Raw genomic sequence first — 7,038 nt, 5'->3', positions numbered from 1 at the left:
CGCCGAATGTGCTTCCAGTCCTGAAACGCTGCGCTGTCCCGGAGGCTGCGAAGCCGCGTAGCGGCGGATTCAGAGCCTGCTGACCCTGTAGGCGAAGTTGGCATCGGACCTGGAGCCGACCCTGATGGAGAGGACCGCGTCCTTTTCCAGTTGCACAACGCTCACCCGCGCGTTGGCGCACCCCAAGGTCAGGTCCACCAGGGCTACCTCGTTCAGCGTGACGTCGAAAGAGACCCGACGCGTACCTCGGCATGCCAGCGTCACCGCGTAGGTTCCTGCCGGCAATTGCACTGTTTGCTCGGATTTGGATTCACCCGGGTTCAGGTACCCGCTGCTGGAGTAGAACGACTGTCCCTGGGATTCGGGCAGTGCAGCCTTGGCCCACTCCTCCAGAGCCTCTCCGCTGACGGTTTCTTCCAACGCCGGATCGGGCGGAAGGGCAACATTTCCGGCTGTGGAGGTGGCGGTTGCCTCAGGCCTGCCACTGTCTTCATAGGTATATTCGCATCCCGCCACACCGCCGCACAGGACAACCAAAAGCACGACGGCGGACCTCGCCAGCCGCCGTGGCAACACCGAGCAAGCTGCCTTGCTGCCCATGCACTGACTTTACGCCCGGCCGGCCGCTCTCCAAAGGCCTGGGCGTGGAAGGATGCGGGGAGTTTTCAGCCTGCGGCCGGAACCAGGTGGTAACCGTAGATCAGCGGAGCATCGACGCTGCTGGTTGAGATGCTAAGGGGAACGGCGGCAGGTACTTTGATCTTCACCACATCAAGGCTTCCGTTGCAGGCAGCAGCCGCATCGGCGATCTTGCTTCCGTTGGAGGAGACTGCGAAGTAGGCCTTGCCGCCGCCATCGCATGCCATGGTCAGCGTGTAGGTTCCTGCGGGGACGCCGGATGATTCCTTGACCAGCGCATCCCGGTTGAGGATCTTGCCTGAGTCCTCCAGGACTGCGCCGTTAGCTGCCGGGAGGACCTTTTCCTTCCAGGCGGGAACGTCTGCATCTGCGATGTTGACCGGTGCCTGGCAGGCACTGGCCCCCAGCAGGACGGCAGCAGCCAAGGTAACAAGGCCCGCCCGGCGCCTTGTGGAGGAGAAGTTGAGCATGATTCCACGCTACCGGGTTCCAGGGGTGTCCTTTGTCCACATAGCCCGGATGTCCACATAGCCCGGAACGAGGCGGTCTGGCCCGGCCTGCCGCACCTACACTTGCAGGGTGACTGACACAGCATTCTTGTTTACCGCCGGCAACACTGACGATGCCCCCCGAAGCGACCAGCCAGCGCTGCTCCAGCTACTTGCCGGGGACCTCCGTGCCATCTCCTACACGGTGGACGGCGTGGCGGCCCTGCTGGGGGAGCAGGCCTCAGCAGCGCTCGGCAGGGACCAGGTGGTTCCCGCTCTCCTGGCCACCGAACGGCTGACGGACTCGCACGATCCTGCTGTCCGGGCCCTGGCAGTAGTGGTGCGTCTGTGGCTGCTGGCCGTTCCGCAGTCCGTGGCTGACGTTGACTCCGCCCTGCCCGGAATCGGCACACAAGGTCTCGTGGATCTCGGCCTCGCCTTCGTGGATGCCGGGGTTGTCCGGGTCGTGGTGGATTTGCGCCCCTATGGATGGGATGCCAACGCTGACGGCACCGGTGGTGCCGAACTGTGGGTCGCCAGCGACCTCGCAGCCCACCAGCAGCCGGGAGTCCTGCGCCATGACCACGTCCTGGGCATTGGCCGCGCCTCCACAACACTGGTCCAAACAACCTTCAGGCAGCACACCAAACGCGCATTGGACCTGGGGACCGGATGCGGGATTCAAACATTCCACCTCCTGCACCACTGCGAGCATGTCACGGCTACGGACATCTCCGCTCGTGCACTGGCATTTACCCGGTTCAACCTGCTGCTGAACGCAGCGGAACTTGAACTGGATCCGGAGGATCTGGAAAGCCGGGTAAGCCTGCGGCTGGGATCACTCCTGGACCCGGTAGCCGGCGAACAATTTGGCCTCGTGGTGTCCAACCCTCCTTTCGTTATCACACCCCGCAGAGGCGGGGAATCCTCATCTGACCAGTTCACGTACCGTGACGGCGGGCTTCCCGGCGACGGGATCGTGGCGGCGCTGGTGCAGTCAATCGCTGGGGTACTGGAACCCGGTGGCACTGCGCAGATGCTGGGAAACTGGGAGGTTACCGCGGGAACGGACTGGAAGGACCGTCCCAAAGACTGGCTCAAGGATTCCGGTCTTGATGTCTGGTTCATTCAACGCGAGCAGGTGGATCCGGAACAGTATGCCGAGACCTGGCTGCAGGATGCTTCACAGAACCGTGACCGTGAGCAATACAAGGATTCCTATGCCGCCTACCTTGATGACTTCGCCTCAAGGAACGTGCAGGGGGTGGGCTTCGGCATGATCTTGTTGCGGCGGCCCCTGTCCGGGCACCAGCCCGTCTTCAGCCGTTTCGAAGAGATCACCTATCCCATTGAGCAACCGATCGGACCGCATCTGGGTGCCGCCGTGGAGCGGGCAGATTGGGTGGCTGCCAACTCCGTTCCCGAGGCGCATCTGGTGGTCGCTGAGGACGTCACCGAAGAACGGCACCAGCGTCCTGGAGCTGCCCACCCGGGCGTCATCCTCCTCAGGCAGGGTGCAGGACTCCGGAGGACCAACCTGCTCAGTACGGAGCTTGCAGGGTTCGCTTCTGCTTGCGATGGGCAGCTGTCTGTCCGGCAGATCGTCGCGGCCCTGGTATCGCTGCTGGGAGGCGGCGAGGACTTTGATGAGGATGCCTTCAGGGAGGGTTTGTACCGCGATGTCACCAACCTTGTCCTGGAGGGCTTCCTGCTTCCGGACCCCGTGCAGAGCGGCGCATGAGCAGCGACGCGACGCCGTCGGCAAAGAACACCGGCGGTCCCGCAAGTGACCCTGACTACACTGATCAAGTGATTGCGAACAACGAGACATCCCAAACGTCAGGCGACGTTCCGCGGCGGAAGCGGGCCGAGAAGACGGTTGAGATCACCGATCCCAAGGCTATCCGGGCCTTGGCTCACGCTGCCCGCATCGAGGTTATCTCCGAGCTGTACGCCACCCAGGTGAGCCATACGGCCACCGAACTCGCAGCGCGGACCGGCCTCACCCCAAGCGCCATGAGTTACCACCTCCGCGCCCTCCAGAAATGGGGAATCGTGGCACCGGCCGAAAATGCCGGGGACGCACGCGAACGGCGTTGGAAAGCGGCCGGAACCGACTTCACCATCTCGGGAGGCAGCGTTGCCAGCCCCGAGATCGCTGTGGTTGATCTGGAACTTGATGCGTTCCGCCGCCGTGCCTCGGCTTTTGCCAAAGCCCGGGGAGAACGCCGCCAGCGGGGCGAAGGGAAGGAAGAACCTGTCTCGGTGGTCCTCTCCAGCAACCTGCTCTACCTGACCAATCCGCAACGCAAGGAACTCGCGGACAGGATCCGCGAGGTCGTCCGGGAGTACGAGCTCGAAGATCCCACGCAGATTCCCGAGGGCGCCGAACGTGTGGCAACCTTGTGGTCAATGATCCCGGATGACCGCGTGGCACCCGGGCAGTAACCCTCACGGCCGGGTCACCGAATGACCGCCCTGGTTTCCCTACCAAAACGCAGGATTCTGCAATCTATGGTGAACTAGGCCAATATGGGCACCAGCCCAATTACACATTTTTTCTGTAGGAGCACCGTGCCCAGCAAGGCAAAAACCGGCAAGAAACTCGTGATCGTGGAGTCTCCCGCCAAGAGTAAGACCATCGCCAAGTACCTTGGCGAAGGCTTCATCGTCGAGGCTTCCATCGGCCACATCCGGGACCTCCCGCAGCCGTCCGACCTCCCTGCAGAACTGAAGAAGACCTCGCTGGGCAAGTTCGCCGTCGACGTCGAAAACGACTTCAAGCCGTACTACGTTGTCTCCCCGGACAAAAAGAAAAAGGTTGCCGAGCTCAAGGCCCAGCTCAAAGACGCTGATGCGCTCTATCTCGCAACCGATGGGGACCGCGAAGGCGAAGCCATCGCGTGGCACCTCCTGGAGGTCCTGAAACCCAAGGTTCCCGTATACCGCATGACCTTCGGTGAAATCACCAAAGAAGCCATCCACCGTGCCATGGACAATCTGCGCGATGTAGATACCGCGCTGGTGGACGCCCAGGAAACCCGCCGTATCCTTGACCGCCTGTACGGTTATGAGATCTCTCCTGTCCTGTGGCGCAAGGTTGCCCGCGGGCTCTCGGCCGGCCGCGTGCAGTCCGTGGTGACCCGCATGGTGGTGGACCGCGAACGCGAACGTATGGCCTTCCGTGCTGCGTCTTATTGGGACCTCACGGGCCAGTTCGGTGCCGACTCGGGTTCCTTCAAAGCCAAGCTTGCTGCCGTGGACGGTTCCAAGGTTGCCAGTGGCCGGGACTTCAATGACAACGGCCAGCTCACCTCCTCCACCGTGGTGCACCTCAATGAGGAACTCGCCACGTCCTTGGCGGCGGGCCTGGAGAACGCAAACTTCCAAGTTCGCTCCGTTGATACCAAGCCGTACACCCGCCGTCCGGCCGCGCCGTTCACCACCTCGACGCTGCAGCAGGAAGCCGGCCGCAAGCTGCGCTTCTCCTCCAAGAGCACCATGCAGGTAGCCCAGCGCCTGTATGAAAACGGCTATATCACCTATATGCGTACCGACTCCTCGGCATTGAGCGATGAGGCACTCACGGCCTCCCGTCGTCAGGCCGCTGAGCTTTATGGTCCCGAGTACGTACCCCAGAGCCCGCGTGTGTACGCCAACAAGGCTGCCAACGCCCAGGAAGCGCACGAGGCCATCCGTCCCGCAGGAGACTCCTTCCGCACCCCGGCACAAGTGGCCAAGCAGCTAAGCGGCGATGAGTTCCGGCTGTACGAGCTCATCTGGAAGCGCACGGTTGCCTCGCAGATGGCCGATGCCAAGGGCTCCACCGCCACCATCCGCCTCGGTGCGGTGGCTGCTGACGGGCGCGACGCCGAATTCTCGGCTTCCGGTACCGTCATCACCTTCCCCGGCTTCCTGGCCGCCTATGAAGAAGGCAAGGACGAGAGCCGCGGGGACGAAGACTCCGATGAAGCCCGGCGTCTGCCGAACGTGGCCAAGGGTGATTCCCTGAAGGCCTCGGACATCCTGGCCGTCGGCCACGAAACCTCACCGCCGCCGCGGTACACCGAAGCGTCGCTGACAGCGGAACTGGAAAAGCGCGGCATCGGCCGCCCATCCACCTACGCCTCCACCATCTCCACCATCCAGGACCGCGGCTACGTCCGGAAGCAAGGGTCCGCCCTTGTTCCGAGCTGGATCGCATTCTCCGTGATCCGTTTGCTCGAACAGCACTTCACGGACTATGTGGACTACGAATTCACCGCGGACATGGAAGGCGACCTCGATAAGATCGCCAACGGCCAGGCTGCGGGCGCAGCGTGGCTCAAGCACTTTTACTACGGTGAAGACGCCGATCCGGGCCTGTTGAGCATCGTCAACAACCTGGGCGAAATTGATGCACGCGAGATCAACTCCGTGCCCATCGCCGAAGGCATCACCCTCCGCGTTGGCAAGTTCGGGCCGTACCTGGAAAGTTCCATCCCTACCGTGGATGAGAAGACCGGAGAGGTAGTCGAGTCCGCCCGGGCCAACGTCCCTGAGGAACTGGCTCCGGATGAACTGACGGCCGCCAAAGCCAAAGAGCTCATGGAGACAGCAGCGCCGGAGGAACGGGTTCTGGGAACCGACCCGCATACCGGCCACACCATCGTTGCCAAAAATGGCCGCTATGGTGCTTACGTCACCGAGATCATCCCCGAAATGACCGAGGAACAGTTGGCCAACCAGCCGGTTGAGTATTACAAGAACGGCAAGCCGAAGCCGCCCAAGAAGCCCGTGAAGGCCAAACCGCGTACCGGTTCACTGTTCAAGTCCATGACCGTGGACACGGTCACCTTGGACGAGGCCCTCGCGCTCATGAGCCTGCCCCGGGTCCTCGGCGAGGACGCGGAGGGCAACCCCATCACCGTGCAGAACGGCCGCTTCGGTCCTTACCTGAAGAAGGGGACAGACTCCCGGTCCATCGGATCTGAAGAGGAGATCTTCACGATCACCTTGGAGCAGGCACTGGAGATCTATTCGCAGCCCAAGCAGCGGGGTGCCCGTGCAGCTGTGCCCCCGCTTGCCGAGTTCGGCCCGGATCCTGTTTCGGAAAAGAACATTGTGGTGAAGGAAGGCCGCTTCGGTCCGTACATCACCGACGGCATCACCAACATCACGGTCCCGCGCACAACGTCCCTCGAGGAGCTGACCCGGGAACGCGCCGTCGAACTTTTGGCGGAAAAGCGGGCGAAGGGCCCGGTCAAGCGGACCACCACCCGCAAGGCGCCGGCCAAGAAGAAGGCCGCAGCCAAGAAGTAGGCGCCGGCCAGGAAGTAGCCACCATGGAGGCCGGGACAGCAAGCGCGAATTGCGTCCCGGCCGGCATCGTGGTCGAGTAGAACCATGACTGAACAGACCGTTTCACCGGACAACGAACCCTTGAACGACCTCGAGGCGAAGCTCGCCTCGGCCGAGCAGCCGGACGCCAACCCGGTGGATGTCATCCTCGCTTTCTTGAACAACGAGGTCTACCTGGTCAGTTCCGAAGCCGTGGACGGCCCGGATTCTTCGGTGGAGCCGCTGGTGCTCTCCAACGCTGACGGCCAGCCCGTCCTGGCGGTATTCAGCCACCCCAGCCGCGTTGATGAGCGGTTCCTCGAAGCAGCCCCGCACGTCCTGGGCACCATGGGCTCGGCGATCCTGGGAAACATCGGTGATGAACTCGGCATGGTCATCAACCCGGGCAGCGAGTTCGGCTTCGAAATCGACCCCGAAGGCATCGCCAACATCCGCCGCGACTTCAAGCGTGCAGATGAAGCAGGGGAGCCCACGGAATAGCGGGTGCCCAAACCGCCGGACACCAATCCGACGGCGAAACGTCGCCGCCAAGTTGCTTCACGGCCTTGGAATCGGTGAATAATGGCAGAAT

Annotated in this window: 6 protein-coding genes; 4 read left to right on the top strand and 2 right to left on the bottom strand. The window is 62.6% G+C overall.

Translation table 11 applies throughout. The features are described 5' to 3' along the window. Nucleotides 1-69 precede the first annotated feature (69 nt). Together HP499_RS18190 and HP499_RS18185 are read right to left on the bottom strand one after the other, a co-directional pair. Entirely contained in the window at nt 70-600 is a 531-nt protein-coding gene (locus HP499_RS18190) for a hypothetical protein (protein WP_172325595.1), read from the bottom strand. 65 nt (nt 601-665) lie between these two features. Further along, nucleotides 666-1,109 (bottom strand): hypothetical protein, encoded by a 444-nt coding sequence (locus HP499_RS18185; RefSeq protein ID WP_172325594.1) that lies wholly within the window; start codon nt 1,107-1,109, stop codon nt 666-668. A 109-nt stretch (nt 1,110-1,218) separates the two neighbouring features. On the opposite strand from HP499_RS18185, the gene HP499_RS18180 reads away from it, so the two are divergent. From HP499_RS18180 to HP499_RS18165, 4 genes are all read left to right on the top strand, one after another. After that, nucleotides 1,219-2,868 (top strand): methyltransferase, encoded by a 1,650-nt coding sequence (locus HP499_RS18180; protein WP_172325593.1) that lies wholly within the window; start codon nt 1,219-1,221, stop codon nt 2,866-2,868. Next, nucleotides 2,865-3,575 carry a helix-turn-helix transcriptional regulator gene (locus tag HP499_RS18175; RefSeq protein WP_172325592.1) on the top strand — a complete coding sequence of 237 codons (711 nt, stop codon included), beginning with the start codon at nt 2,865-2,867 and terminating at the stop codon, nt 3,573-3,575. The genes HP499_RS18180 and HP499_RS18175 overlap by 4 nt, the downstream gene beginning before the upstream one ends. 126 nt (nt 3,576-3,701) lie before the next feature. After that, on the top strand, nt 3,702-6,428 hold the full coding sequence (topA, locus tag HP499_RS18170; protein WP_172325591.1) for a type I DNA topoisomerase: 2,727 nt from the start codon (nt 3,702-3,704) through the stop codon (nt 6,426-6,428). A gap of 84 nt (nt 6,429-6,512) precedes the next feature. Further along, on the top strand, nt 6,513-6,947 hold the full coding sequence (locus tag HP499_RS18165; RefSeq protein ID WP_026541355.1) for an SseB family protein: 435 nt from the start codon (nt 6,513-6,515) through the stop codon (nt 6,945-6,947). The last annotated feature ends 91 nt before the right edge of the window (nt 6,948-7,038 follow it).

This window comes from Paenarthrobacter sp. CM16 (assembly GCF_013179505.1).
GTDB lineage: Bacteria > Actinomycetota > Actinomycetes > Actinomycetales > Micrococcaceae > Arthrobacter.
Note: the sequence above shows the minus strand (reverse complement) of the source record. Positions and strands in the feature narration are given on the sequence as shown.